The organism is Prevotella sp. P3-122, assembly GCF_002251365.1.
Taxonomy (GTDB): domain Bacteria; phylum Bacteroidota; class Bacteroidia; order Bacteroidales; family Bacteroidaceae; genus Prevotella.
Genome location: NZ_NPJH01000024.1, coordinates 116,647 through 141,626 on the forward strand (window position 1 = coordinate 116,647; position 24,980 = coordinate 141,626).

Annotated in this window: 29 protein-coding genes and 1 pseudogene; 1 reads left to right on the plus strand and 29 read right to left on the minus strand. The window is 45.3% G+C overall.

The window, feature by feature from the left end; genetic code table 11:
• Nucleotides 1-20: 20 nt before the first annotated feature.
• The 14 genes and pseudogenes from CIL02_RS04610 to CIL02_RS15985 form a co-directional block, all read right to left on the minus strand.
• Nucleotides 21-1,193 carry a DUF4153 domain-containing protein gene (locus CIL02_RS04610; protein ID WP_158215492.1) on the minus strand — a complete coding sequence of 391 codons (1,173 nt, stop codon included), beginning with the start codon at nt 1,191-1,193 and terminating at the stop codon, nt 21-23.
• Between the two features lie 140 nt (nt 1,194-1,333).
• A complete protein-coding gene (locus tag CIL02_RS04615; protein WP_141210126.1) occupies nt 1,334-1,726 on the minus strand; it encodes a hypothetical protein in 393 nt (130 codons plus the stop codon).
• Between the two features lie 16 nt (nt 1,727-1,742).
• The gene (locus CIL02_RS04620; RefSeq protein ID WP_094399422.1) at nt 1,743-2,216 is read right to left on the minus strand and encodes a hypothetical protein; all 474 of its coding nucleotides are present in this window, start codon (nt 2,214-2,216) and stop codon (nt 1,743-1,745) included.
• A 101-nt stretch (nt 2,217-2,317) separates the two neighbouring features.
• Nucleotides 2,318-3,295, minus strand: coding sequence for a 26S protease regulatory subunit (locus CIL02_RS04625; protein ID WP_094399424.1), 978 nt, complete (start codon nt 3,293-3,295; stop codon nt 2,318-2,320).
• Nucleotides 3,296-3,462: 167 nt separating this feature from the next.
• Nucleotides 3,463-3,939, minus strand: coding sequence for a hypothetical protein (locus CIL02_RS04630; protein ID WP_094399627.1), 477 nt, complete (start codon nt 3,937-3,939; stop codon nt 3,463-3,465).
• Nucleotides 3,940-3,941: 2 nt separating this feature from the next.
• Nucleotides 3,942-4,871 (minus strand): hypothetical protein, encoded by a 930-nt coding sequence (locus tag CIL02_RS04635; RefSeq protein WP_094399426.1) that lies wholly within the window; start codon nt 4,869-4,871, stop codon nt 3,942-3,944.
• Complete coding sequence (locus CIL02_RS04640; protein ID WP_094399428.1) at nt 4,868-5,416, minus strand: hypothetical protein; 549 nt, start codon at nt 5,414-5,416, stop codon at nt 4,868-4,870. Before CIL02_RS04640 ends, CIL02_RS04635 begins: the two co-directional genes overlap by 4 nt.
• 34 nt (nt 5,417-5,450) lie before the next feature.
• A complete protein-coding gene (locus CIL02_RS04645) occupies nt 5,451-6,080 on the minus strand; it encodes a matrixin family metalloprotease (protein ID WP_158215493.1) in 630 nt (209 codons plus the stop codon).
• Complete coding sequence (locus CIL02_RS04650; protein WP_094399432.1) at nt 6,077-7,213, minus strand: YqiA/YcfP family alpha/beta fold hydrolase; 1,137 nt, start codon at nt 7,211-7,213, stop codon at nt 6,077-6,079. Before CIL02_RS04650 ends, CIL02_RS04645 begins: the two co-directional genes overlap by 4 nt.
• A 57-nt stretch (nt 7,214-7,270) precedes the next feature.
• Nucleotides 7,271-7,717 carry a DUF1810 domain-containing protein gene (locus CIL02_RS04655; RefSeq protein ID WP_094399629.1) on the minus strand — a complete coding sequence of 149 codons (447 nt, stop codon included), beginning with the start codon at nt 7,715-7,717 and terminating at the stop codon, nt 7,271-7,273.
• Nucleotides 7,709-8,080, minus strand: a pseudogene (locus CIL02_RS04660) (hypothetical protein); the annotation flags it as partial. The gene CIL02_RS04655 and the pseudogene CIL02_RS04660, both read right to left, overlap by 9 nt.
• Before the next feature lie 16 nt (nt 8,081-8,096).
• Nucleotides 8,097-8,810, minus strand: a complete 714-nt coding sequence (locus tag CIL02_RS04665; protein WP_170935014.1) for an NUDIX domain-containing protein — start codon at nt 8,808-8,810, stop codon at nt 8,097-8,099.
• Nucleotides 8,811-8,954: 144 nt separating this feature from the next.
• Nucleotides 8,955-9,347, minus strand: coding sequence for a hypothetical protein (locus CIL02_RS04670; RefSeq protein WP_094399434.1), 393 nt, complete (start codon nt 9,345-9,347; stop codon nt 8,955-8,957).
• A gap of 19 nt (nt 9,348-9,366) precedes the next feature.
• Nucleotides 9,367-10,242, minus strand: a complete 876-nt coding sequence (locus CIL02_RS15985; RefSeq protein ID WP_141210127.1) for a hypothetical protein — start codon at nt 10,240-10,242, stop codon at nt 9,367-9,369.
• Nucleotides 10,243-10,276: 34 nt separating this feature from the next.
• Between CIL02_RS15985 and CIL02_RS15990 the strand changes: the two genes are divergently transcribed.
• A complete protein-coding gene (locus tag CIL02_RS15990; RefSeq protein WP_141210128.1) occupies nt 10,277-10,567 on the plus strand; it encodes a hypothetical protein in 291 nt (96 codons plus the stop codon).
• 301 nt (nt 10,568-10,868) lie between these two features.
• On the opposite strand, the gene CIL02_RS04680 is transcribed toward CIL02_RS15990, so the two are convergent.
• The 15 genes from CIL02_RS04680 to CIL02_RS04745 form a co-directional block, all read right to left on the minus strand.
• On the minus strand, nt 10,869-12,119 hold the full coding sequence (locus CIL02_RS04680; protein WP_141210129.1) for a hypothetical protein: 1,251 nt from the start codon (nt 12,117-12,119) through the stop codon (nt 10,869-10,871).
• 15 nt (nt 12,120-12,134) lie between these two features.
• A complete protein-coding gene (locus tag CIL02_RS04685; RefSeq protein WP_094399440.1) occupies nt 12,135-13,316 on the minus strand; it encodes a hypothetical protein in 1,182 nt (393 codons plus the stop codon).
• Between the two features lie 15 nt (nt 13,317-13,331).
• Entirely contained in the window at nt 13,332-14,018 is a 687-nt protein-coding gene (locus CIL02_RS04690; protein WP_094399442.1) for a PP2C family serine/threonine-protein phosphatase, read from the minus strand.
• 42 nt (nt 14,019-14,060) lie between these two features.
• Nucleotides 14,061-14,438: a hypothetical protein gene (locus CIL02_RS04695; RefSeq protein ID WP_094399444.1), complete on the minus strand. Its 378-nt coding sequence runs from the start codon at nt 14,436-14,438 to the stop codon at nt 14,061-14,063.
• 20 nt (nt 14,439-14,458) lie between these two features.
• Nucleotides 14,459-16,333 (minus strand): bifunctional (p)ppGpp synthetase/guanosine-3',5'-bis(diphosphate) 3'-pyrophosphohydrolase, encoded by a 1,875-nt coding sequence (locus CIL02_RS04700; RefSeq protein WP_094399446.1) that lies wholly within the window; start codon nt 16,331-16,333, stop codon nt 14,459-14,461.
• A gap of 4 nt (nt 16,334-16,337) precedes the next feature.
• Nucleotides 16,338-16,907, minus strand: a complete 570-nt coding sequence (locus tag CIL02_RS04705; protein WP_094399448.1) for a hypothetical protein — start codon at nt 16,905-16,907, stop codon at nt 16,338-16,340.
• 78 nt (nt 16,908-16,985) lie between these two features.
• Nucleotides 16,986-17,510: a hypothetical protein gene (locus CIL02_RS04710; protein ID WP_094399450.1), complete on the minus strand. Its 525-nt coding sequence runs from the start codon at nt 17,508-17,510 to the stop codon at nt 16,986-16,988.
• 9 nt (nt 17,511-17,519) lie between these two features.
• A complete protein-coding gene (locus CIL02_RS04715; RefSeq protein ID WP_158215495.1) occupies nt 17,520-19,649 on the minus strand; it encodes a dynamin family protein in 2,130 nt (709 codons plus the stop codon).
• 16 nt (nt 19,650-19,665) lie between these two features.
• Entirely contained in the window at nt 19,666-20,082 is a 417-nt protein-coding gene (locus tag CIL02_RS16260; RefSeq protein WP_158215496.1) for a hypothetical protein, read from the minus strand.
• An 11-nt stretch (nt 20,083-20,093) separates the two neighbouring features.
• The gene (locus tag CIL02_RS04720; protein ID WP_094399454.1) at nt 20,094-20,495 is read right to left on the minus strand and encodes a hypothetical protein; all 402 of its coding nucleotides are present in this window, start codon (nt 20,493-20,495) and stop codon (nt 20,094-20,096) included.
• Nucleotides 20,496-20,507: 12 nt separating this feature from the next.
• Nucleotides 20,508-20,912 carry a hypothetical protein gene (locus CIL02_RS04725; protein WP_094399456.1) on the minus strand — a complete coding sequence of 135 codons (405 nt, stop codon included), beginning with the start codon at nt 20,910-20,912 and terminating at the stop codon, nt 20,508-20,510.
• Between the two features lie 74 nt (nt 20,913-20,986).
• Entirely contained in the window at nt 20,987-21,442 is a 456-nt protein-coding gene (locus tag CIL02_RS04730; RefSeq protein ID WP_094399458.1) for a hypothetical protein, read from the minus strand.
• Between the two features lie 76 nt (nt 21,443-21,518).
• Nucleotides 21,519-22,745, minus strand: a complete 1,227-nt coding sequence (locus CIL02_RS04735; RefSeq protein WP_141210130.1) for a hypothetical protein — start codon at nt 22,743-22,745, stop codon at nt 21,519-21,521.
• A gap of 175 nt (nt 22,746-22,920) precedes the next feature.
• Complete coding sequence (locus CIL02_RS04740; RefSeq protein WP_141210131.1) at nt 22,921-24,213, minus strand: hypothetical protein; 1,293 nt, start codon at nt 24,211-24,213, stop codon at nt 22,921-22,923.
• Complete coding sequence (locus CIL02_RS04745) at nt 24,200-24,973, minus strand: hypothetical protein (RefSeq protein WP_094399464.1); 774 nt, start codon at nt 24,971-24,973, stop codon at nt 24,200-24,202. The genes CIL02_RS04740 and CIL02_RS04745 overlap by 14 nt, the downstream gene beginning before the upstream one ends.
• Between the last annotated feature and the right edge of the window lie 7 nt (nt 24,974-24,980).

Below are 24,980 nucleotides of genomic sequence, written 5' to 3' on the forward strand. Positions count from 1 at the left end.
TTGATTCGTTCTTTTGTTTGTTACTCACTTCTGTATTCTTCGATGTCTTTGAACTCATTGACTGCGGCAGAGCCATATTCTTGTACGAGATAGTCATACTTGTCTACCGGAATTCCTCTGCTAAATATGTTTTTCTTATGATTCAGAAACGCTCTGATGTCTGTCTTCAACTGCCAAAGCACATAGTTTGAACAGCTGAGTGGAGTCGCAGTGAATATGAAGTATGTTACGATGAATGAGATTGGAATCCAACGCAGGTTGTTACCTTTACGCACTATAAGGTAAATACACACCGCATAAGACCATAGGTTAAGGAGCACGATATAGCAACGTTGAATCGTTACTCCATAGTCAATGATTCGTCGCCCGATGGCTATCGTAATCAACAGCTGCAAAGGCAGAAGCAACAACGGAATATGCGAATGAATGCTTTTCCATGTCTTGCCAGTCTCATTGACCTTTGTATTGGCAACAATGATATAGCATAGTAATCCAAATCCCGTAAGAGTACAGCATATCAGCGAGATATATCCACGAGGCAGCTCGAAGGAGAATAGGATAATCAGCATATAAAGATACATTACGAGAATCGCATAGGCGAATAATCCTAACAGACACTTGTGATAGTCCTGAAATTCAGATACTTTTTCTTTGATTGATGTAAGCTTCTTGCCTGTAGGTTCCCGACGCAGGAAATCAAACATGCAGAACACGAAGGGAAGTATAAGTCCAATAACCTTTAATAGGAGAGTTGGGCATTTTAAATCTGTCATAAGACTGAGCGGTACGTACAACAGACAGAATGCTATCACCAAACACATAGACACTCCTGCAGCACTACATACAGCTATAAGGAGATCAAGGAACAACTTCTTGGTATTGTTCCACAGAATCTGGTCTTTGCATTTGCCTATCACAGGAAACAGGGCTACGGAGGCTATTGAGGTCAGTACCAGAGCATACGGGGTTGATACATGGAGAATGTGAATACTGTCCTGCCAGTATATATACGCCCACTCTGATACGAGAAATACCTGCGTTGCTATATTCCACATCTTTGCTTTCCGTTTATCCTCAACTATAGAGGCAAGTTTCGTCATGCCTGTTGAAGCAAACATTGCAGATGCAAGGAACACCATGGTAATCTCGAACGTAGATATTGAGATGTTCCAGTGGTATTCGGTTTTCAGCATACTGGCAAACCAGCACAAAGCGAACAGCAATACATATACCACGGAAAGAGGGAAACGCTTGCATGGTTTTGCAAGGATCAAGACCTTCCAAAACTTTGTAGATGAGAATATTCGTGTCATAATTTCATATCTGATAAGATTTACATTAATTCAGCTTTTGCCTTGTAATATGTAGAACGCACCATGCCGAGGATGCCCAGTACATGCTCCACGTTGCTCTTCAGGCTCTCCATGTCGGTATAGAAGAACTCGCAGCTGGCTGACACGCTTTTCAATGTCTGGTCAATATACACCTTGGCAAGCTTTACTTCACGACTCACCTTGTTGCAGACAGCCAGTGTGAGGGTTTCCTCTCCTTCGTTCACTTCGGAGAACTGGGGCAGAATAGCCGAAATATACTGCTCTTCCTCCTGACCCGTCAAAAAGAAGATGCTTTTCATCTGGAAGCGGACGCAAATGTCACCGTCATCATCCACATGAGGCTTGTAACCGAGGCCCTCGATAGCCTCTAATATCATTTCTTTCTTTGTCATAGTCTTTCCCTCCTGTTTATTCGATATCTTCATCATCTGCAATTTCCTCTGTAACAATCTCCTCAGCACTTTCAATAGTGTCATCAGCGGAGGAATCGTTTGCCATCGTTTCCTCAATCTCTGCCATCGCCTTGCGAGCAAAGACAAGTCCTGCCTCCAAGTGAAGTATCATGCGTGAGATTACCGTCATCAGGTCTTCCTCGCCAAACAGTTCACGCTCATAGAACAACCAGACGCTGTTCCCAAGCATATAGGTCTTGACATACTTCAACGTGGAGTTGATCTTCTCCAACAAGGCGCAAATCTGCAACATCCTGTCTTCCTCCACCTCAATAATGCCAGGAAGTGCAATGTTGAGAAACTCTTCATCGTTCTCATTGTACATGTACAGCAGGTTCAATCCCTCGTAGTTGAAACAGTAACCCATGTCTTCCTCTTCTTCTAACTTGAAACCCAAGTCTCTGAATGTTTCCAAAATCTTCTCTTTCATAAATTCTCAATTTATAGACTGTAGGCTTCGCCTCGGCATAAAGCAAGCTTTCTGCTCTCGGCTTGCACTACAGTTCATATCTTTCTTATTTTGATTATTATTCATCTAAAACCTATAGTGGCGTGGCGACAGCCCTCATCCTTTGGAGAGAACTCACTCCTCACTCGCTCGTATTCCCGCAGGTCTCTGCCACTGACAGAAGGACGCTTCTTGGAAATGACTTCTTCGAGCAGAGTCTGGCTGATAAGCTGGTACTCGTCTGTGCAGCCCTTGATAGTGGCATTGAACATCTTTCTTGCCGCCGACCTCACTATGTAACTGATGTCGCTGCAGTTATAGCCCTCTGTCAGCTCTGCCAGTCGGTTGATGTCAATCCCCCCATCCGAGGGAAGTTTAGAGAGTGCCAACGAGAACAGACTCTTGCGGGCTTCCTTGTCGGGCATGTCTATATATACCATCTCGTCGATACGTCCTGTCCGTAGCACAGCCTTGTCGATGCGTTCGGGATGGTTGGTGGCAGCAAGGACATAGACACCACGTTCGGAGGCATTGTTAAGCATACAGAGAAACTCGTTGACCTCACTGTCATAGTGTTGGTTTGCCTCGTCCCCGGAACGTTTCGGCACCATGGCATCAAACTCATCGAAGAACAGCAGTGTGGGAGCTTTTTTCTCTGCGTCTTTGAATACTTCGCCTATCTTCTGCTGTGTTCCGTGTACCCAAGTACAGGCGAGGTCGTCAGGCACGATCTTCATGAAGTTGATGCCTATCTCCTCGGCCATCTTCTCGGCGAAGAACGTCTTGCCGCAACCAGCAGGACCATAAAAGAGCATGGAGGGTGGCTTGATGCCATACACCTCGGCGCACTTGCGGTTCTTCAGAACGTTGATGAAACCTTCTGTCACGAACTCCTTCAGCTCATTCATGCCCGCAATGTCTCCAAACCCATGCCCTTTGACTTTCTTCTCTGCCACAGGCTTGTGCTCAGCCTCTTTTGCGGGGGCTGTCTTCTGTTCTGTTACCGGCTGTCCTCCGCATATGCGGCGTAACCAGTCTTTCTCGGCTTCTGATGTCTGCATTTTTCAATCCTCCACTGTTTTGTTTTACTTCTATGATAAGAGAGTGGCATTTGTAACCATTGTCTATCATCTAACACTACTTTCTACCGAAAAAAATATCCCTTTGGTCTATTGTGCCTGTTTGCCACATTAGCCAAAGGGATATTATCATTGCATTCATGCAATCTTCAATCTTCAGGCTTTGGTGGCTGTAGTTTCCACTGCTCTACCAATCGTTTACAACCTTTTTCAATGTGTTTAGCCACACGACGATATACAGCTGCAGTCTGATAATGAGGGTCTTCCACATTACCATCTTCATCCAATGCCATCTTATTGAACAGAACTATTCGGTTCCAATGGCTATAGTCCAATACTCGTGTTATGGCATCATGGTGACGCTCGTCAAACACAATGATTGCATCAGCAGTCATTAGTTTTTCACGTGTCATAACCGTGGTAGTACCGCATAAATCATAGCCCAATTCCTTCGCCACATCCACCATCGCAGCATCACGAGGATTCTCGCCCCAGTCCAATGTGCCCAATGAAAATACTTCGATGCCATTCATTCCGGCATCTGCCAAGAGTTTCTTCGTCACACTTTCTGCGAATGGTGACCTACAGGCATTGCCTGTACATACAAAGCAAATCTTATAGTTCATGTTCATTCGAAATTACGGTTTACATCAAACAAATGCTTTTTACGTCTGAGAAACTCTGCCTCATAGTCAGCTGGCAGCCCCAGCATGGCAAGCTCGTTGGGAGTGATAGCCTTGATAATGCTGTTGAGCCTTGCGGCAATGTCATTGCAGCGGAACTCCTTTTTCTCCACATAGCGATGCCCTCTCATCTCCGGCACCTCTTCGAACGGCACGGAAGGGTGCATCACATAGTAAAGTGCGATTGCAATGTCTGTGCGGTGTCTGCCCATGGCACAGGCAATATAGAAGCTACCCTTGTCCATCAGTTCGAACAGCAGCGGAAGTGAGCTGATAATCTGGTGAACGTCCGTATTCCTGCTGTCGATGGGCAGACTGTGGTATTCAAGTCCTGCATCTGCTACATTGCGGTCGTAGCGATCGGTGTGGTCTGCTGTGCGGAGGTCGATGATGACCTTTACACCGGCATCACGCACCTTTGCCAACAGCCAGTTGCTGCCACGTCCCGACATTGTTCTGCCTCTCACTCCTTTGTCATACACAGGGGCAAGGTCAACAATAGGGTACCGCTTCAATGCCTCATACAAAGCATTGGGCTTATTGACCAATGAAAGTTTGTTCACATCATATTGGTTCTCTTGGACAACCTTGTTTTGGGCATTCTTTCCCACATGCCATCCATCGCACCATGCGCACTTATAGACAGAGAAATGTACACCATGCTTTTCGCTCATTGCCTTGGCTGCCTTCATTGCAACAGCTTTCGTGGGGTAAGACATCTTAGGCTTACCGCTTCCGCGTGCTATATGGCTGTATCTGCTAAAAATGCCGAAGGCGTTGTGCGTCACGAAGATGTTTCTCCAAGCACCTTTGCGAGTCAACTGGTCATATATGGATAAAAACAGATTCTTGATCCTCATCTCATTAATCCTCATATATAGTAAAAATTCTTGTAATTGAATGTGGTCAAGGGTGAGTGGACATCATCCATTGCCAACATCCGTTTAGGTATCTCGCTCAGGGGGATTCTTTCATCAAGTAATGTCCTCAGCCTACGGGCCAATTTCACATTCTCACGGTCAAGTTCCTCCTGTGTTGTCTCTACCTGACATAATAGAGCCTCACTTAGTTCAGAAACTATCATCCCCGAAAACAAACCATGCAAGCCTTCTGCACGGGCAAACTGGTCGGCATTGCACCATACAGCTACTATGTTGCATCCATGCCTCCGAAGATGATATGCGTGGGGATGCCCCACAATTATCTTATCAAATCCCTCCTTGCTGTCATCTTTGCGGAAAAATAGACCTTTGTCTGAGCCATGTCCCAGAAACATGATACGCTCCTGCGTAGAGACATAATGCAACAGATGCCCCATCTCTTTTGTTGAACGGCAGTCGGCAACCACTTGTGCTTCCAGCCCGTCATATAGGGATGAAAGCATCGCCGTGGTTTTGTCTTTTGGATGTATCACTAACATGTTTTTTTACTTATTATTTCTCCTGTAAAAGCCATTATAGCTTCCAGTGCTTGGATTCCATATATTTCTTACATTTGTCGCAGAATACGTTTGTTTTGCGGAAAGGATTACCACCTTTGGCATTCTGCATCATACATTTTATATCAGGACAATGCCGCAAGCCTTGGGCATGACCTAATTCGTGGAGCATTACGCTAAACAACTGCCCGTTGCCATGAGGACGATAGGACGAGAATACCGCCACACCTGTCCCTATACCGCTGGCAAGTCCCATAATTCCACTATGGGCACGACCTCTGAAATTATCAAGTCCGATATCCGCCTGCGTAAGTCCAACGACAATAGTTGAATCAGACTTATAATGACATAGCACCTTGTTCAGTACATCAGCCCTATATCGTTTGTGGTCATTCCTTTCAGTAGTAAGGGCAGAGTCGGGCAAGTGGATATTACCGACCATCCTGCATTTGGGATAATGAACTCTTAGAGAATCCATCATGGCACGCTGTAAATTTTCATTGACTGCGCCCAACGTATATACACAGACAACAGGCACAGCAGATTTCTGTTCTGTTGTCGTAGATACAGGGGTGCTCTTCTTGCAGCTTCCCATTAGCAGGAATAGCGCGCACAGCAATATAGATTCAAATATTCTGTTGTTCATTTTGCGACACATCTATAAATAAGCGGTACAAGAACGTCTTCTATTACCCTGTCATCCATACGGTGCTCGCCACTGAAATGGATTACTTGATTATAGTATTGCAGGAACAAAGATTCTCCATTCACCTGCTGGTCGTTGTCGGCAAACATTCCCCATACCCGCTTGCGGTCGGCCTCGGTAATCCCATCAAACTGATGCTTTTCCATCTCCGCATGGTGGCAGATGATTTCTGAAGTAATCTCGAAATGGGCGGTGCCATCCTTTCTCGGCTTGAAGTATTCATGTGTGCCAACCGTGAGCATCTTGCTCTTCTTCGACATCTCGAAAGCGGGATTCACACAGATTCGGTTATAGCCACGCATCTGCTGCGCATACATGCCTCCCATGCTGGTGCCGACAACAACATCTGGCACTTCGTTCATACACAGTCCTCGCAAGAAGGGCAGAGCCTCTACAGGGTCAACGGGTATGTCAGGAGCAACGACATCAAAGTCTGGCAACAACTCTCGTAGAGTCTTTACCGTTCCGCTTGCCGCTGATGAGCCGAAGCCATGAAGATACATGAGTTTCTTCCTTCGGATAGACTTCTCCTCCAGTTCCTTTGTCTTATCCCGAAGATCATAACTATCGCGCAAATCCATCAGGATGCCGCAGAACTCTGAAGGCGTGAGTATTGTCTTGTATGAACTCGGCTCACCGCTTGTGTGAACGAGTGTGATTCCACGAGTCTGCATCAGTGCGGCACGGAATCGTTCGCTCTGTTCAAACATTGCTTGATAGGCTCGGCGAATGAGTTTCTGATACTCTTCACTTTGGCGGTCTATTGCCTGCCCCTTCCACCATACGATCTGGTCAGTCTGCCAAGAAGTGACGCTCATCTTCCGAGCATTGCCGCCCCTCATGCTGCATATTTGCCGCTGCTTGTCAAGTTCCTTCCTCTTCAGAGATTGCAGGAAGCCCTCCATACTGCCGCATACCATTCCGTCAAGACGGAAACCGTTACTGCACAAATTGCTGAGCACATTGGAGGGGTACAAACCATTAGAACGTATATCCAGCGTGTTTGTCTCTGGATTATACATATCCTTCAGTTCGTGCCCATTCCGTGTGGTTGCCATATAATTATCTTCCATTTTTCAGCCAATTTACTTCTTTATGTAATATGAGAGTAGGTAGTAACCTTACATCTGTCACATATAGTCCAATGTCTTCTTATCTGATGAGCCGCCATAAAATGCATCCAACACTTCTTGGAATATGTCATCTGGTGAGACAGCATCGAAGAGTGTCATACAGGAGCGAACCTTTACAGCATCTATATCGCCAAGAATATCTACCGCCGACACTCCACGGTGTTGTAGCAGTGCCATGGTAATCTCCCTCAGCCTTGTGCCCAGTATGGGATGTTCATAGTAAGCCTTCGCCTCGTCGTACCCGCTGATGCCGTAATACTTGGCATTAGCGCTATGCCCCAATACAGCCAACTGCGGAAAGATGAACCATATCCAGTGAGTACGTTTGCGTCCGTCTGTAATTTCCCGCAGAGCATTCTCGTAGTTGTATTTATGCGCAGTCAAAAATCGTTCAAGATAGTAATTACGTTTGCCCTCTGGTGAAATATTTTCCACAAACTCCATCGGAAGGATGATATTTTCCACATCAATGGAATCTGCAAAGAGTGGAGCAATCTCCTCATCGCGAAATCCTGCTATACCGCAACCTATCCGCGTAACCAGAAACATGCGTTCTGGGTGCTCCTTGGCAAAACGGATGAATGCATCTACGTAGGGTTTGATGGTATCAACACCACCTTGCATGGTAGGTATGGCGTATGTCTGACCATGAAGACCAACACCTTCGCCCCATACGACACCAAACCGTTCGTAAGCAAACCGTGCAGCTCCGCCTCCATGTGCGCCTGCCAGATTGCTGCCAAACACAAATATTTCATTCTCTTTCAATTCCGAAATCCTATCGGAGGTGTATGCTCTGTTGTACATAAATTCCTATTATAATTTAAAACTCCAATCTAAATCCCTTCTGCTTCAGCTCCTCATATTTCGCCCTGTTGAAGCGGAAGAGAAAGGCTTCTTTCTTCTGCGACGGATTTACAGTTTCGTCCGTCTGTTCCAGCATTTCCAGCCGCTTCATCTTGTTGTAGAAGTTACGGCGGTCGAATCGCACGTCCAGTATGGCCTCGTAAAGGTTCTGCAATTCCTTGATGGTAAACTCTTCGGGTAACAGTTCAAAGCCAATTGGTTCAAAGTGTATCTGCTGACGCAATGCCTGTTCAGCTTTTCGGAGTATCTGGTCGTGGTCGAAAGCCAACTTCGGAACTTCGTCCAAAGCAAACCATCGTGCATCAGCAGCATCATCGCCACCCTTCACTTCCTGCATCCTCACCAAAGCATAGTAGGCAATGGTGATTACACGCTCACGAGGGTCACGCAGTGGAGCAGTGAAGGTATGGAACTGACGGATGTATGCACCCTCCAATCCTGTCTCTTCCTGCAATTCACGCAACGCACCCTCCTCGGCACTCTCGTCCATCTTCATAAATCCACCGGGGAAGGCCCATCGCCCCTTGTAAGGTTCGACGCCTCGCTGCACTAAAAGGACCTTCAACTTTGTACGGTCAAATCCGAAGATGACACAGTCGGTCGTTACACTCGGATGAGGGTACTTATAGCAGTATTTCAACTCTTCGTCTGTCTTGTTTATCTTATCCATATACCTATTGCGTTAAATTTACGCCACAAAGGTAATGTGTTTATTTTGAACAACAAAACGTTTTGCGTAAAATTTACACAGAACAGACATTTTTCTATCGAAACTACCACTATTCACTGTTTTTTCATCATCTTTTCCCTTATTTCACATGCCAATATCGATTATTGCATCCGCATTTTCTTGCGACGGATCATAGTTATCCCATTCCTCATCGGTCATCAAATCTATTTCGCTTGGGATGTTTCTGACATCAAACCAAGAGATTTGGTTTTGACCGCAGAGAATATATATTTCTCCGTCATCATATTGCCTTGCACCATATACAGGTCCTCTCACAATACATTCAGTAACCAACATATTGTCCCTGACTGCTGAAATCCGTGCAGAGTCATCTGCTAATTGCAGCCAATAGTAAGCCGTGTTGTTTATCGTGGCTATACTGTCACCCCATTCAGAAGTTTTCTCTTCCTGCTGGTTTCTGTCACCACAACCTATAAGGCTGATGAAAGCAATGAAAAGCATTATCAGTTTCTTCATCTTGCTTCGAATTAACCTATTATTTCAATAATGTTTCTATTCTCTTTGCCAACTCATCCAACTCCTCATGTTGTGGTGTACTTTGTCTTGCGGTCTTCAGGTCAATATTGTATAATACCGTGCTGTCACGCTTCACGTCATAGGAGTAATGGAGTACATGAAAGGTGTCACCATAGCGCACAATAGAGTCGGTTGCAAACTCTCCCGAATGAAGAGTCACCGAGTCTTCCGAAATATACGGATGATCTGAGTAATCATAGTATGAGGTAATTCCGTTTCTCGTCATCTTGACGTGAGAAAGAGGAATCTCTGCCTTGAACTTATTGGTAACACGTATTTCCAACCTGTCTCTGTGACCATAAGCATTCCTGTCACAATACTTATCAAGTATTTGACAGATACTGTCCTGTAGATTCAGGTCGCTGACATTTGATGTCATCATTTTGTTTTGATATACATTATACAAAGTATAGCATCCGTTGTTTCTTAGCTCATAGATTCCCAATGGACGATTGCGTGAATTATGAATGATGTTGTCATATATAGGCTCGATAAGTATGCCGTATCTGTCCCGCAAGCCGACCTTGTCCGTATTAGTGTCCTTGATATAGAAAACACCTCTCAATGGCTCCAACGTATATAACCCTCGGCGGCCATATTCTATACAGGCGTATTGATTATAACCAATTGCCAAAGTTGGGAGAAAAATTCCCAGATAGATGGTAGCCAATATGCTTATTTGTACCAATCCTTGCTTGCCAAAAGTGCGCCAACAAACGTAAGCAACCATTGCTATACTGACAACGAGCATCCACACGCGCCACATCCCCGCATAGCGTTGGGCATAGAAGAATACTACCATGGCAGCTACCGTCATCCATAGTTTGCCAACCATAAGATTCTTATCAGATGTACCTATGCAAGAGGTTATGTGTCTATTTATCAGATATAAGCTAAGAGGCGGCAAGACGATGCAGGCAAAACGGCACACCCTCATATCCATGGCAAGTCCTGCATATAACGCACAGACGGCAATCAGCATCAGCTGGCAATATTTCATAGCTCCCTTGTCCTTCCACATGATTGCTCCCAAGGCATCCTTCCATGTCAAGGTGGATACAGTCAATGTCTTTCTGCAGAGCCCGACAATATACACAGCCAAAGGCCCCAAGAACAGCCATGCCAACAGTAAGCATTTAATAATGGTATGCGTCAAATGATCATTGTTTATGCACATGACGACAAACGGCAAATCTGCGAAATCACCGGTCGTAATCATTACTTGCCCCACAAAAGACAGCAAAGCGAATAAAGCCGAGAAAATAGTCAATGACATCCAGCTTCGTTTCTCTCTTCGGTAAAGGGAGAAGGAGAGAATGATTCTCATCACGACTGTGACAACCATAAGAAAATGAGCTGGCAATGACCACCAACTACAGTTTGCCAATGCAATGAATAACCATAAGGAACAGACGGCCAAATCAAGCCAAAATATCTTTTGTCTCATATTATTTATCAGATTTACTTTTTATTTAACCACTCAATCAGTTCGTTCACCTTATCTGACACCATTGCTGGCGATGCCGGCAGCTTATGCTTTCTCTGCACGACCATGCTGACAGCATACTTTGGCTTGTCGGCAGGGAAACAGCCTACAAACGTGAAGGTCTGCTCCGTTCCGTCATCAGCCACGTTATACACTCCTGCCAGTTCCACATCCTTCGGTGCACGCTTATGTTGTATGCCCCCTTTCTTGAACATCCCGATGGCAATTGCACGGATATTGCCACGTCTTTCCGCAGAGACGTTCACGGAATCCAAATGGAAGATATTGTTGAATACCATAGCCAGTTCCATCGCATTGGTGTTCTTCGTCTGGTCAGTGGCATACTTCCAATAATCCATACCGTCAGGTAGGGTCATCATGGCATGATACATCCCAATTCTCGACTTGTTGAGCAGAGCCTGTCGGTATGTCAACACCTCGTAACCACCTTTGCGCCAATTATGGTCTCTTATTTGCACGCTGTCGTTCAATACAAGAATACCATGTCCTGTATCGACGCTGTCCTCCAAAGATGTTTTTGATTGGGCGAGGCAATCCGCCGCCACAAATGGCATATATGTTTCCGAACTGCACAACCTTTTGAGAAGAGGTGCATACACGATGTCACCCTCTACATTTTCCAACGCTCCCCATGCCAATACATCAGATGTCCTTGCGTCAATGACCGCCACCTGTCCTTGGATTCCATCAATAGCCGCCATGCAATCACTCAGCACGTCATAGCTCCGCACCAAAATCAATGAGTCTATGGCAGGGAATTCCTCATGTTTACCCACGAGTCTTGGATTGTCGGCAAACGCTTCCATTTTCGTATTGTCATTCATATTGATGCCGATTTTTCCACATTGCAGCCCTTTCTCATAGTAGAAGTAGCAGAAGCACATACCGTTTTCTGGTTGGAAATAATGGGAATACTCGATATAGTCCATATCCACAGCAGTGACACTGTCGTTCTTCTCACGGTCATAGATACCATACTTCCCATTCATGGAGACGATGACGTAACGTGCCTGGATCAAACTGTCCATCCTAGCCTTGTCTTCTTCAGAATCATAATCCGATTTAAACTCTTCGGCAAGTGCCACGGAATCCACTTCGACGGAATCAACCCAGACCGAATCCACCACCTCCTGTGCACAGACATCCGCTCCAATCACCGAGAGGAGCAATGCCAAAACCATTGTCATTCTTTTACCCAATCTCATAATCATTATCTTTCTTTAATCTTCAGCTTCTTCACTTTCTTTATCCTCCTTATCGTCACGACCGGATAAGTAGGTGTGCTTCTCTATCATTGCTTCATTGCCAAACATATTCTGTCCGAAGCGGTTGATGTTCACCCTGCCACCAACTGCTGCTGCACAGTTCATGGCAAAAACATCATTAGGATTTTTCTCAATCCTCTTCAGACAGGTCAGATAGCATTTCTTGCGCATATCGTTGTAGATGCTGTTGGGTATGGAGGAATCACGGGATATTCCGCCATAGCAATATTGATACAGACATCGCCAGATAATCCAGATATTGTTAAGACAAGGATTGTATTTGCCACTGTTCATTAGCTTCTCTGCCACAGCCACAATCCACTCGTTTTCAAGTTCTGCTTCTGGACTGTCTGCCCAATTCAGGAACAACGAGCATTGTTCGTCAAAAGTGGAGCAGTCATTCAGACTGTGCAGCATCATTTCCACTCTCTTGTCCGCTTCAACCTTCCTGTAAAGTTCCAGTGTAGGCTTTGTCGCATCTGCCAGTTCCTTGGTCATCGCGTTCAAGGAATCAACAAACTTCTCCTCGTCCGTAAAATACTTATACGACTTGGCTTCAATCTTGTTGCCAAAAGTGACCAACAGATCCATCGAATGTTCTTCTTCTCCCCATTCTTCTGGAGTACGCTTCATCATAATGACTATGCTGTCCTTGTAGGTCTTGGCAGCCTGGCAGAGTTCCTTGTCCCTAATGCAATCCTCGCTAATAGCTTTGATGCCATCAACAACGTCTTTTTCTTCAGCGAGTTCAAAACCATCGCATCCTCGCAGCCACAGCTCATGATTGCTCCATACATTGAAAGCCAATAGGCAAGAGTTGTAGAACACCTCTGCATTGGAAAGAAACGGATGATTGCTTATGGCATATTCTGGCAATTGCAGGGCGAATGCCGTATCATTCACAATCTCGTATTCGAGAACATTGTCTGCCGCATCCTGTCCATAGAAGGCAGCAAAGAGGTCAAAGTCCGTGCTGTCTTCCTTCGCACTTGCGTATTTGTCATAAATCTTGATTATGTCTTTGAGACTGACGGCATCATCATTCTCAAAGCATCCACGATACAGGGTTCCCATTTCTTTCTTGCAGCCACTCATTGTCATCAACAATATCATGGCAATAATACCAAACCATTTCATACTATCTGTCCTATTTTATTCTTTTACCTCAATCAATACTGCCGTATAGTTGTCATCGCCCTGCTTTTCGCACATGAAATCATAGATATCAAGGATGTCGGCAAGCGGCTTTTCATCCATCATCCTTGCCAACAGAATGTCGGGTGCCATGCTTTTGTATAAGCCGTCGGAGCAAAGCAAGATCCTGTCACCTGCTTTTAGTTTGAACTGCGCGATATCAGGGACATCTGCCTCATGATGATAGGAGAAGAAGCAACGGTCAATAACCTCCCAGCCATAATCCAAACGCACATGGTCTTTCGTCTGGTAGAGCAGCCCCTCATCAAGACGCTGCAAATAGCATCTGCTGTCACCTACATGGACAATGGTCACGGTGTCGCCATCAATGCTTGCCATCACCATCGTCGTTCCCATTTGGCAATGGTTTAACGAGTTGGCTTTCTTGTCAAGTGCCCTCATGGCATGGGCACAGGCCTTCTTCACCATTTTCTCATTGTCAGGCTCGTCCGTATGTTTTTTCCAGTAATCCACGATAGCGTCTGAAACGGTCTCGCTTGCCACTTCTCCCATGGCGTGACCTCCCATGCCATCGCAGACCACTGCCAGCCAATGGTTGCTGTTTTCACTATTTACGATACGGAAAGCATCCTCATTGTTGCGACGCTTTCCCGTTTCACTTATTGTTGCGTAATGTATCTTCATGTTATTGCATTCTTATCCAATGTCAATTACACTCATCTATCCTTATTCATAGTTCTGTTCATACAGCTCCAGGATTCTATCTTTAATCGTTTTCACATTCTCTTCTTTCTTTATATCCTCAGGGAATGCTGACGTGGTAAATACCATGTCAAAGCAAATATCTCCAAGCGATTCTTCTTCTTTTGTTCTGATAGTAGTCGCAAGCATCATGGTATCTTCAACAACCATGACATAAAAGTTCACCCCTGTTATCGGGGCACGAAATTGTTCCATGTTAATCTCCAAGGGACCATGGACACCTTCCTCATTCCCCATTTCTGAAAGGTTTTCGGGTGTAAGAATCTCTGTTAATGTTTCTACCACCAAAGGTGTCACGGCTTCAAGCCACTTTCCCAAAGCCTCAGTTAATTCTTTTTCCATAATGTTGCTATTTTATATTGTTATTCAATGTCAATTCTCGAAACCTCATCCACGTTTCTGATTGCCGAAATGGACTCCATAGCCATCTCCAACTCTCTTACCGAATGGACTGCGAAATCAACAGAAGTCTCAACGATGCGGTCAACGGTCACAGTATTGAGCCGTGAAATAGAGAGGTTCTGCTTCTCGGTGATACATGCCACCACATCGCTCAACAGGTGATAGCGGTCAATGCCACGGATGCAGATACGGACGGGGAATAGGAACCCCTCCTGTTCCTCTAAGTTGACGGCAACGATGGAGTCGCCTTGTTCCGAAGCCATTCGGATGGCATTTGGGCAGTTGCGTTTGTGCAGCGTGACAACTCCGTCAGCACCCTTAAATCCTATCACCTCGTCGCCTGGCAACGGATGGCAACATGAGCAACGGACGTATGGCATCTTTTCCTTGTTAGCAAAATGACTGCGGAGAGTTCGCTTTGCCTTGTAGGTCAATACATGTTTCAGCCATCCTTCTTCGGGCAGGGCATTTTCGTCTGTCCCTATCTCTACGCAGTCACCTCGACGCAGCACGGTCTTCACCGAACAGAGTCTACCATTGATGCGGGCATACTCAGCATGTAGTCCCACCTCGCTGTGAATCTCAAAGGCAAAGTCCAGTGCAGTAGCATCCTTTGGCAGGATGACACCTTTGCCATGAGGCGTGAACACCATGATGTCATCATTGTAGAACGATGCCGTCACTCCGTCCATATAGTCCATCTCGTGGCTGTGATACGCCACATCCTTCAGCACGTCCTTGAACTTCTTAAGCCAAGCCTTCACATTATCCTCCGTTCTCTCAGCCGTACAACCAAGACGAGAGTTTCTGACCATACGCTCAGACGAGATATGAATCTCCTCCCAACCGCCTTGGTCGTTGAGCAGCTTCACATGGAAGCTCTGATAACCGTTCTCCTTGGGAGCATTGATATAGTTGGCCACACTGCCAGGACGCTCCTTGAAATAGTCAGACAGAACGGCATAGATATACAGGCTCTGTTTCTTCTCCTCTTGCAGATCCTTCGCGTCATAGATGATGCGGATATAGTGTTTGCCATCTACATGGTGGAAGTCACACCCCTTAGAACGCATCTTGCGCCAGATGCTATAGGGCATACGATAGCGCAGCTCTATCCTTGCCTTGATGCCATTGTCTTCCAGCAGTTCACTCACCTTTGAAATGAATCCTTCAAGATTCTTCTCGTCTGCCAATTTCAGCTCTTCCACCATCCCTTCTATCTGCTCATACTCACGAGGGCAGCGATAATGGAATGACAGGTTTTCCAACTCGGTCTTCACATGATACAGCCCAAGACGGTTGGCAAGCGGAGCATAGAAATAGTCTGTTTCACCTGCGATTTTCATCTGCTTGTCAGGACGCATACTTGCCAATGTGCGCATATTATGCAGACGATCGGCAAGCTTCACCAAGATAGCACGCACATCATACTGTACCGATGCCAGGATCTGGCGGTAGTTATCCACTTGCTTCGAATTGTCATACTTCTCCTTTTTCTGCTTGGTCACGACACCCACGAGGAAGGCCACGTCCTCCCCGAAACGGTCTTGGATGTCCTCGATGGTATATTTGGTATCTTCCACCACGTCATGCAGGAATGCCGCCATCACGGGATTGGCACCAAGTTCCAGTTCCTCAGCTACAATACGTGCCACGGCAATCGGATGAATGATATAAGGTTCACCCGTCTTGCGTTTCTGCTCCTTGTGTGCCTCGGCAGCCAGTTCGTATGCGTTACGGACAAGCTGCATCTGCTTGTCATCCACTCGTTGAGCCAACATCTTGAAGATGCTCTCAACACCAGCCTCCATCGTGTTACGGTCATTTCTCTGCATAATTCTACTCTTTTTTGTTAGACAATTCCTTTTCTTCAGCCAGTTTGCGATAATCAACATTCTTGTCTTTCTCGCTTGGAAGACGAAACTTCCCCACTACTTTGCCTTCTTTATTGATATAGCCGTAGATTTCCACTTCAATGTCACTCGTCATGCCAAATCCATCGTCGTCCATCCAATAACGGCCATCAGGATTGATTTGCCATCTCACTCGTGCAACACCATTGCGGAAGCCCTCGACGAAGGTAGGGTACATGGCAAACTGCACTCTTGCGTTCTCCTGAATGTCCTCAGACAGCTTTTTCAAGGTGCTCCATTCAATATCCTCTTCTTCCACGGTCAGCAGATACTGACTGTGACTCATGAACTCAAAGGCGGTCTTTATGTTATGGTTCAGAATGTAACGTGGCTTCCACCAACCATTGATGAGCTGATAGACAACACCCATTCCTTCACCCAGTTCTCCCGTTTTATAAAGGTTTTCAGACAGTTTCTTTTCTGTCAGTTTCTTGTATAATGCTTCCTCCAAGGTCTCACCAGGGGCAAGCTTCTTCAGTAATCTATTCAATCCCATATCTTCGTTTTTTAAGTTCTACAATCAGAAATAACCTTTTAACATAAGGGAAGGGGAAATCATGGATGTTCTATCTTCTTACTTCACATATAGTTCCAATTCTTGACGCATATCATCCAACTGATGGTCTATGTCTTCTAACACCCTGCGTTCAAAAGATGCCTTGCGCCTGTTTCTTACAGGGACATACAGTGTCTGCATGATGACGAATGACAGAATGGGATAGAACACCTGCTCGACAACACTCATTTCCGTTTCTATATGCAGCACATAGCCAAGCAAAGAAGTCAATGCCACGAAAAGGAAATACACCCAACCATTTGATGGCTTCTTGTTCTTGATGGGTTCAAGGATAGACATGGTGTCCGTTTTTATAGAAAACCTTGCGGCTTCTTCCGGCCTGGTCTCCTTAAAAGCCTTGAACCATACGCCACGTGCCAACACGCCCCGTTGCCATTTGGCAGTCTCTTCGTGTAGCTTGGCGGTAAGCTGCAGGGCATCTACCTTTCCTCCTGCCGCCATCTGTCTTTTAGCCTCAGATAGCACGACATCCCTTATGCCGTGCCACTGGGCGTTAAACAGTATAAGCAATTCCGTATCCATACCTTAATATTATATAGTTGCCAATGCCTCCGTGTAAGGAGTTCCAAACACATCTTCATGACAGGCTCTGATTTCCTGCGCCAATGCCTCGATGATGTGGTCAGTACGTTCCTTCTCTTGTCCTGCATTGAAAGCATTGTCACGCATGTTCCGCTCTATTTCAGCAAGTCGGTTCCGCTCGTCTGCCAGTCTCTGACGGGCATCGCCGCATTTGGCATCCTTCACCTCGTTCACCTTGATGGCAATGTTCACATTCATGTCGTGCAGACGGTCGTCCAACTTGTTGTGGATTTCCTTCAGGGCAACATTCTTGCTTTCCGTGAGCATACGGTCCACCATCTCGTTCTTGCCGTTCTTTATCTGCATCCATTCGATGAGGGCGCATATCACGATGCCCCAACCGCCAGTCACAATCTGAATGACCAACCACTGCCATACTCCGTTGAACACAGCCTTACGGATGAACTCCATCCATGCCGTGCGTCCACCGGCACAGTTCTTAATGATGGCACTGGCATCTCCCACACAATAGGAAATGATGGCTTGCAGCCAGTCCTGGTCCTTGCCTTTGCCCATCTGTGGCATTTCTGTCAGCACATTGCCAAGCTGTGAGAACAGCCCCGACACGTTGTTGAGATTGATGTTCACCGACTGCTCAGCCTCTCTGATAGCATTGTCGAGCACTGCACGGTTGTTATCCATAAACTGGTCAATCTTGCCGGCTATATGGTCGGCGATGATTTCAGAGAAAGGCTGCAACAGTCGCTTGATGTCTTCTTCTCTGGCTTCCTTCGACTTGAACACATTGATATTGCTCAACGCCAATGAGAGATAGTCCCTCATGCCAAAGCGTATTTTCTCATGCAGTGTCTCCAGATCCACCTCCCATGTACTATCGACACTATCCACGGCATTGCGAATTAGCATCGCCAAAGTGTTTTGCAGTTTCAAGGTGCAGTTGTCAAATGAGGTCTCTGTTGCGCTCAGACCCGTTTCTATCTCACCGATAATACGCAGACATTCATCCTGCTTTTCGGCACTGAGCTGACCGTTACGCTCATAGATGGCTCTGTCCTCACGAACCTTTTCCACAGCATCGTTATAAGTGTCGAGCATCGTGCGGAACACCTTCCTGTATTGTGCAGTGCAACGCTCATCGGTAGTCAGAAATTCCTGCAGGGCTTGCTCAAATGGCAGGAACTGGCTGCGTTGCATCTTCAGCTCCGCCTTCTGTTTGTCTATCGCCACGTCTCGCTGCAAGTCCTCGTCGAAAGTCATTCCCCTGCGGGCATCAAGAGCCAATAAGGCAGACAGTCCGAACACACGCTTCTTCATCAACACCTCGTCAATGCTTCCGTCTGCCTTGGTGAAACAGGCTTTCACGTCATTGCGAACCCGCTCCATCGCCTGCTCACGCTGCACATCAGATGCTATGTTGTCTATCTTGTTGAGCACGAAGAACACGTTGCCTGGATTACCCTTGAAATGTTCCTGAAAGTATTCGCGGTCAGCCTCCGCAAAACCACGCTCGCCACACAGATAGACAATAGCCTGTGCCTTGGCGGCTATGTCGAGGGCAAGCTCTGTCGCCACAGCCTTGTCCTCCAATCCCGGACTATCGACTATGTTCACACCATCTGCCATCAGTGGCAACGAGCAGCGGACAATGGAATATGCCACATCCTTGAAGCGTGCCACGCTGCCCGTCTGCGCAAATTCCTCATTGTCGGCATTCGTATATTGATATGTAGCGACAAATTCCTGTTTGCTGACATGTTCCACACGTCCTGCCGTTACACTGCCGTCTGCATTTACAGTGTCCTTGAAATGAATCTCCACGTCATCCTCATCGCAGCCATACTGGATGAAGGTGAGAATGGCTGTGCTTGGCAGAGCCGACTCAGGCAAGATGCGGCTTCCTAACAAGGCATTTACAAGGGTACTCTTGCCCGAAGTGAATGTACCCATGATGACCACACGGAACAGACCATCGGTAATAGTCCGTACTTCCTCCAAACAGCGGTCACGTTGCAAGGTCAACCCAAGTCCCGTTTCCATGCCGTTCAGACTCTGTCGCTCGCCAACCAATGCTGCCGCATGGTTGAGAGCTGATACCAATCTTGTATTCTTCTTATTCATATTAGTCGTATTTTGTTTATTTCCAGATTGAGGTGTCCGTAATAAGGCAAGCATTTGCGCAAGCAAACGACCAAGCTTCGAAGAAATCTTTGATGATTCTTTCCAGACTCTTACTGTTGAATTCATTTGACTCATTGATATTATACCATGGTGAATACACATACGACAGCCCATCGTTCCAATCGCCATTATATTCCTTGTGGAAACTTCTTACGACATCCAACATTATGTCAAATTCGCTTTGTGACAATTCCCCTTGAAGTCCCATGACGGTTTGCAAGATGCAAAAAGCACCTTCCTTTTCATCCATATCGAGGAAATATTCCATCGAGTTGTATTTGACGATGTAAAGACCACAAGAGTCTTTCTTCATCTCTGCTCCAAGCTCAGAAAAAGCCTTCTTCAGTTTATATCGAACTGTCGTTTTACCCATAACGATTATGATTATCTTAGACTAACCAATATCTCCAAGCCGTCTTCATGGATTTGTATGCCGTCAAGTTGTGCATATTCCATAATTTGCCGAATCTCTTTAACATGATCAGGGAAAAGATTGATTCTTTTGTCTTCGGGCTTGATTTCTATTCCGTGTGGCAGTTTGTTGTCAAGGTGTTCCACAGCACCGGCAATCAACATTGCCATGCCTGTCCCACATTCGTATGACAAGCACACAACATCCTTGCGCATAGCTTCAATGTGGATTTGAAGCACCATAGGTGGAATGAAACGACCCAATTGGCAAGATACTTCGAGTGTCTTGTCATCGATGCGTTTCAACTGTGGACGAATCATATAGTGCTTTTCCACATAGTTCGCCACTTCTTCATAATGCACTTTTATGTTCATAAATTCATCGTTTTATAGTTTTTCAAACGCAAATACTGTCATGCTCCGGGAGTTTGTAATCTCATCCGCTTCTTGAACACCCCAGTTAATTTCAACATCCTCTTCAGCAAGACGTGATAGACATTCGTTCATTCCTCCCAGCTCATCCATCATCAGAGGCTGGTCTTTTTTGTAGGATATGATGATTATCACGCTTGAAAGCGTATTATTGATATTCTTCTTTATCTCATCAATGGCCTTGACCGACATTTCTGATATGCCGAGCGGTTCATCCACTTTTACTGCTACAGCAGGCTTGCTTTTCCACGCTTTCATCTCAAAATCGTTCCAGTCGAGCCTTATCATCCCGTCTCTCAAAGCTACCTCATATATATAGGTCTTTGCTATTTCCCATTCTCGTGTTATTACTTGAACCATAATTATTCTGTTTTGAATGCAAAATTAATACTATTTGTAACCCGTAAGTCTCAAAATCATTGATTTACATAGCTTTATTCTTCTCCTTCTATGTCTAATGATGCAATCTTCTGTAAAAGTTCATCATCACAGATTGTCTTGTTGCCGCATTGTTCAATCACTTCTTCCCTGAATTTGTCTCCATTGACATATTCCTGCAACTCCTCGATAGTCTTGCAAGCGATTAGGAAAACAGAAATATCATGTGGCTTCTCATTGTTTCCTCTGTCTATCGTTATTGTGACAGCTAAGGAGAACAGGGAAGGTTCCATATCCATCCGCATGATAATTATTCCCATTTTCTTTACGACCTGTTTCTCTGGCAGAACGTTCATCGAAGCGTATGCCACTCCGTCAAATGGAAGCAGTTCCCTTACACACTTTAAAAACTCCTCGTCATGAATCACTTGATTGACGAAACCGGCAAATTTCTCGATGTTATCTGTGAGAAAAGCCTTAACCCTGTTAGTTGAAATAATTTCTTTATCCATATTGTTTATTTTACTTATAATAAAGATGTGGAAAGTGCTGGCGTTCTATCAATGTAGAACGCCAAGCACCTTTCTGTCATGCGTTGTTTTTCCACCATTCACGGATAGCGGCATTGAACTTCTTGTTCAGGCGTGAATAGCGGGTGTCCAACCACGCACGTGCTCTTCCGCAACGTTCTGCCACTTCAACGGGTGCTGTGTTTTCAATGAAGCGCAAACGCCATATAAGTTTGTCCTCGTCAGACCATTGCAGTTTTTCAGAGAAGCGGTAAAGGAAGTCCACGACCTTGTCATTGATTTCTTCCTTGTCAAGATTGACACCGAAGACATCTGCCAAAGGACTGGCATCACTCTTTCCTTCCTGCCATTTCACAAACTCCTTGATAAACTCTTCCGATACCTCGACATTGCGCGGAGTCTTGTCCCTCAATACCAACTCCTCATAATAGCTGTCACCGCGGATCAGTTTGTCTTTCAAAGCCATTTCTGCCTTCTTGATTTCTGAGCGTAATGATTCTGCTTCCAGTTTAAAGTCCTTTGCCATCTTCTTTTCGTTCTTGCGTTCAACGTAGGATGCCATCAGGAGATTCTTATACATTCCCTCAGGCATAAGGTCTGTAATGATGAGTTCCCACACATCAGGCGAGATGGAGGTGCCGAGCAAGCGAGTATTACCCGAAGTGCGCTCACGGCTCACATTGATGACCTTCATGTCTTCCAGTACTCTCATGACTTCATGGCGTGAAACTTGTTCAAGCCAGCAGAAGAAGCTGCTCTTTTTTGCATAGTTATCCAATACGCTCCATGTTCCATTATCCCATAAATGGGTATAGACAATATTACCAAACTCCTCGACACTCACCTCATAGTGATATGTCTGCTTGATCTGTGCGATAATCTTGGAACGGAAACGGCTGATGTTGCATTCGTTGTTATTCTTACCATAGAAAAACTTCTGGGCGAACAGTTGGTCTCCAGACTTCAAACGGTTGATAATACGTTCTGCCTCCGTCGCATTAGCATAGTTCCATACCACTTCGCGTGTTACAACACCATAGTACTTACGTTCCTCTTTTTCATCAGAGAAAGTCAGCTTATCTTCCTCTATACGAGCAAGAACCAGCTCCGCAAGTTGCTCATCTGTCACATCGAGTGACTTCTTACGGTCTTCAATCTCCATACGGACAACGACAAGCAGACCCATGATAAAGTCCTTGACAGCTTGTCCGATACCAGGAGTCTTTACTCCGTTGCTTGTTGCGCCTTTGAGGGTTGCGCTACCTGTTGTTTCATTCTTCTTCATATCTGTCAAATCTTTAAGTTTATGCATACGAAAACCGACCTCTGCAATGTTAAATTTCATTGCAAAGGTCGGCAGATTTTGACAGAATGAAGGTGCTTTGTAATGTGCCTCTTATATCAAATTATTCCCCACTGAAAATCAGGTTGTTATCGTAATATGTTAATCGAATTTAACACTAAATCATTGTCATTATCTCATCGGGCAGTTTGATATGGTCTGGCAAGACTGCAAGATGCGATGCTATATCACGGAGAAGGAATGGTTCTGCAGGTTCTTGCATCCTCTCGCAGGTGCCTCCTATGTCGTCACGGATGCTTTTCAGCACGGTATATAACCCCTTTTGCTGCACTTCGTTATTGGCGTTATAGTTCTTCATCATGTCAATAAAGAATTGCTCACCATTTATTCCATATACGATATTGTACAGTTTGCCAAACAACTCTTTATATTGTATCAGATTCAGCGTGTCAACCTTGTCGCCATTCTTTTTTCTGTCCAACAGATATATCAGGTAGAGGATGCAACCGTTCTTTCTGCTGAAGTGAACTTGCAACGCCTCTTCATCTCTAACAAGAAAGAGACGATAATATCCATCGTTCTTTCTGTTTACGTCTATTTTTTTTACTTTTCGTACTTCTAAATCCATGGTAGATACCTCTGCCATTCGTCGCGGGTTGATGTAGTTGTTAATCTTCTCCTGCAACTTGGGTGATTGTTTGAGGAAGAGCATACGCAAAGTGACAGGGTCAATGATACTGATGACGAAGTCAAGCTCTGCCGCAACCTTAGGGTCATGGGTCTTGTGGTATATCTTAAGGTTGTCCAAGAAACGGGAATACATCTCCATCCTTTGTTGGTGGGTAATAACACCTTTAACCTCCAACCGTTCCTTCAGAGCGGCAGTTGATGCTGCCATACCAAAGGATGGTTGCATCGCATTGTCAGCCAATCCTGCAAGATACTTGTATTGGAATGCCTCGTCATTAATGGCATTCTTAGCAAGTTCTATGAACTCGTCCGTATTGTCTTTCGCAAAAGCCTTTATGGCTTCTCCAATGTCATGTTTGGTGATGCGTTCTGCAGCATACATCATCATGAGAAGGTCACTAAGCAGATTATCTTCGCTTGTCTTGGCAACGATGAAATTCTTCCCACTATCCGCATGATTTTTTAATTGTATCACGAAATTATCGCCATACTGCTCAATGCGCTCCTTGATCTTGGGATGGTTCTTCAGTTCTACATGCTGTATTACCTCCAAGTCATAGTCGTTGAAATATACCTTGTTCTGTTCCTGTATTTTGGCATTATACTCTTCCATCAACGACACAGCCTTTTTCGCAAATGAGGATTCCTCGTCTGCTATCAGGTATATACAATTATCGAGGAACTGTCCGACCGAACAGTTTTCTTTGATGAGCTTGCCAATACAAGGCTCATCCATGGGGGATTTATCAATTATTCTCATTGTCTTTATCTTTTTGTTTTCTATGTTTCATTACTACTTGCTTAATCAAGTTGCTATCTGGCAGGTCTTCAATCCTGACAGGCTGCGGTGGGGGAGGTGAAGGTAATTCAAGTTCGTATGCCATCTTTCGATAATCGCTTTCTAACGTGTCGTAGTGGGTATAAACGAAAAACGGCATGTATCTTATCACGATGTCCATAATCGTGTTGCCATCCACTCTCATCCGTTCCAGATTTTGACGGCCACATTCTACAATTTCCTTCCTCAACTTGCCATCGGGATGTGTAAGGCTGTATTTCTGTCTTGACAATGCGTATTTGAATTTGCCTGTTGTCAATAGATGTCTTGCCGCATATAATCCGGCTGTCATGTCCGCTGCAAGTTCCTGAATCCATCGTTCGCTGCAGAACAGAGAAAAGCGGTAATGAAAGAGCATTTGGTGTGCCATCTCATGAACGAAACACAAGGTGAAGGCATCATTGTTGTTGATACCTGTCTTTTTCAGCATTTCCATATTATAAGACAATTCGCATTTGTCGGCATTGTCACCCAACAGCACCTCGGCAAACGTCTCGCACTTACTGCTTATCTCTGGTGTCGGCATATTGAAGAACTCTGCTACGTTAGTCACAATAGCAACTATATCCTCTTCAGTGACATCCTCTCTGTCCTTGAAAAGGGCTTCAAACAGATTGCATTCATGGCGACGTTGGAATTTCCACCATTCAGCCATGTGTTCATAGACCTCTTGTGTTACCATATTTCGT